At 54.0% G+C, this 3,182-nt stretch carries 2 rRNA genes; both read left to right on the top strand.

Annotated elements, in window-relative coordinates:
* Positions 1 to 281: 281 nt before the first annotated feature.
* A 23S ribosomal RNA gene (locus PUV47_RS19795) occupies positions 282 to 3,000 on the top strand.
* Between the two features lie 54 nt (positions 3,001 to 3,054).
* Positions 3,055 to 3,169 (top strand): 5S ribosomal RNA (gene rrf, locus PUV47_RS19790).
* The last annotated feature ends 13 nt before the right edge of the window (positions 3,170 to 3,182 follow it).

The raw sequence follows: 3,182 nt of genomic DNA, 5'->3' as shown, positions 1-3,182 counted from the left end.
CCTTAGGGTTTGGGCGTGTTCTGTGACATGTTGAAGAGAAGACATAACTGGCCGCATTGAGCGCCATATTCCTGTTGGGATATGCTTGATGTGACAGCTAGCCAGTTAGCCATTCCTTATGGGATGGTCCAATGGGGGCGCTTGACCGCTGCCCCGCCGGTTATGTCTCGAGAAGCTGGTCTTAATAAATGACTTTGAGTTTGTTTGTAGCTCAAAGTTCTTTTGTTGGCTTTGCCGGTGCGGATTAGGTTCTGCATTTGGTGATTATAGCTAATGAGAGTGATCAAGTGTCTTAAGGGCATCTGGTGAATGCCTTGGCGACAAGAGGCGATGAAGGACGTGATACGCTGCGATAAGCGTCGGGGAGCTGCGAATAAGCTTTGATCCGGCGATTTCCGAATGGGGCAACCCACTCCGTATGGAGTACCCGAAAGGGAGCGAACCCGGGGAACTGAAACATCTAAGTACCCGGAGGAAAGGACATCAACCGAGACTCCGCTAGTAGTGGCGAGCGAACGCGGACCAGGCCAGTGGTTGCAATTTAAGAACCGGAACAGGTTGGGAAACCTGGCATTAATGGGTGATAGCCCCGTACGGGTAGAAAGAATTGCAATCCTTGAGTAGGGCGGGACACGTGAAATCCTGTCTGAACATGGGGGGACCACCCTCCAAGCCTAAGTACTCCTTGTCGACCGATAGTGAACCAGTACCGTGAGGGAAAGGTGAAAAGCACCCCGACGAGGGGAGTGAAATAGTTCCTGAAACCGGATGCCTACAAACAGTTGGAGCCCGCAAGGGTGACAGCGTACCTTTTGTATAATGGGTCAGCGACTTAATTTAACGAGCAAGCTTAAGCCGATAGGTGTAGGCGTAGGGAAACCGAGTCTTAATAGGGCGCTTTAGTTCGTTGGATTAGACCCGAAACCGAGTGATCTAGCCATGAGCAGGTTGAAGGTGCGGTAACACGCACTGGAGGACCGAACCCACGAATGTTGAAAAATTCGGGGATGACTTGTGGCTAGGGGTGAAAGGCCAATCAAACTCGGAAATAGCTGGTTCTCCGCGAAATCTATTTAGGTAGAGCGTCCTGTGAATACTCCTGGGGGTAGAGCACTGGATGGGCTATGGGGGCTCACCGCCTTACTGATCCTAACCAAACTCCGAATACCAGGAAGTACTGCAGGGCAGACACACAGTGGGTGCTAACGTCCATTGTGGAGAGGGAAACAACCCTGACCGCCAGTTAAGGTCCCTAAGTTATGGCTAAGTGGGAAAGGATGTAGAGATCCCAAAACAACCAGGATGTTGGCTTAGAAGCAGCCATCATTTAAAGAAAGCGTAACAGCTCACTGGTCTAAATAAGGGTCTCCGCGCCGAAAATGTACCGGGGCTCAAGCCATACACCGAAACTGCGGGCGTGTTTAACACGCGGTAGCGGAGCGTTCTGTAGGTCTGCGAAGGGTGACCCGTGAGGGCACCTGGAGATATCAGAAGTGCGAATGCTGACATGAGTAACGACAAAGAGGGTGAGAGACCCTCTCGCCGAAAGTCCAAGGGTTCCTGCGCAACGCTAATCGGCGCAGGGTTAGCCGGCCCCTAAGGTGAGGCCGAAAGGCGTAGCCGATGGGAATGGGGTTAATATTCCCCAGCCAGTGGGTAGTGACGGATGCCGTGTGTTGTATCCCCTTATTGGATTGGGGGTGCAGCGAAGGTGTCCCAGGAAATAGCTCCCACGCTAGACCGTACCCGAAACCGACACAGGTGGACAGGTAGAGCATACCAAGGCGCTTGAGAGAACTGTGCTGAAGGAACTCGGCAAATTGCTCCCGTAAGTTCGCGAGAAGGGAGACCTTCATTTGGGCAACCATTTGAAGGTGGCACAGACCAGGGGGTTGCGACTGTTTATCAAAAACACAGGGCTCTGCGAAGCCGCAAGGCGACGTATAGGGTCTGACGCCTGCCCGGTGCCGGAAGGTTAAGAGGAGGTGTGCAAGCACCGAATTGAAGCCCCGGTAAACGGCGGCCGTAACTATAACGGTCCTAAGGTAGCGAAATTCCTTGTCGGGTAAGTTCCGACCTGCACGAATGGCGTAACGACTTCCCCGCTGTCTCCAGCACAGACTCAGTGAAATTGAATTCCCCGTGAAGATGCGGGGTTCCTGCGGTCAGACGGAAAGACCCCGTGCACCTTTACTACAGCTTCACACTGGTATTCGTGATGACATGTGTAGGATAGGTGGTAGGCGTTGAAATGAGGGCGCCAGCTCTCATGGAGCCATCCTTGAAATACCACCCTTGTCCTCATGGATATCTAACCGCGGCGCAACAACGCCCGGGACCGTGTGTGGCGGGTAGTTTGACTGGGGCGGTCGCCTCCCAAATGGTAACGGAGGCGCGCGAAGGTGGGCTCAGAGCGGTCGGAAATCGCTCGTCGAGTGCAATGGCATAAGCCCGCCTGACTGCGAGACTGACAAGTCGAGCAGAGACGAAAGTCGGTCATAGTGATCCGGTGGTCCCTCGTGGAAGGGCCATCGCTCAACGGATAAAAGGTACGCCGGGGATAACAGGCTGATGATGCCCAAGAGTCCATATCGACGGCATTGTTTGGCACCTCGATGTCGGCTCATCGCATCCTGGGGCTGGAGCAGGTCCCAAGGGTTTGGCTGTTCGCCAATTAAAGCGGTACGTGAGCTGGGTTCAGAACGTCGCGAGACAGTTCGGTCCCTATCTGCCGTGGGTGTAGGAGAATTGAGAGGATCTGTCCCTAGTACGAGAGGACCGGGATGGACGTACCTCTGGTGGACCTGTTGTGGCGCCAGCCGCATTGCAGGGTAGCTATGTACGGAAGGGATAACCGCTGAAGGCATCTAAGCGGGAAACCCACCTCAAAACTAGTTCTCCCTGAAGAGCCGTGGAAGACCACCACGTCGATAGGAGGCATGTGGAAGTGTGGCAACACACGAAGCTGAGCCTTACTAATAGCTCGTTCGACTTGATCACTCCCATTAAGCTATAATCACTAAAAATCCAGCTTCTCAAATTGTTGTTATCCTGCCCGGTGGCAATGGCGGGGCGCCCCCACCCGATCCCATCCCGAACTCGGAAGTGAAACGCCCCTGCGCCAATGGTACTTCGTCTCAAGACGCGGGAGAGTAGGGCGCCGCCGGGCATGATAACAACAA

It is taken from the genome of Pseudovibrio exalbescens (assembly GCF_028737195.1).
GTDB lineage: Bacteria > Pseudomonadota > Alphaproteobacteria > Rhizobiales > Stappiaceae > Pseudovibrio > Pseudovibrio zosterae.
Note: the sequence above shows the minus strand (reverse complement) of the source record. Positions and strands in the feature narration are given on the sequence as shown.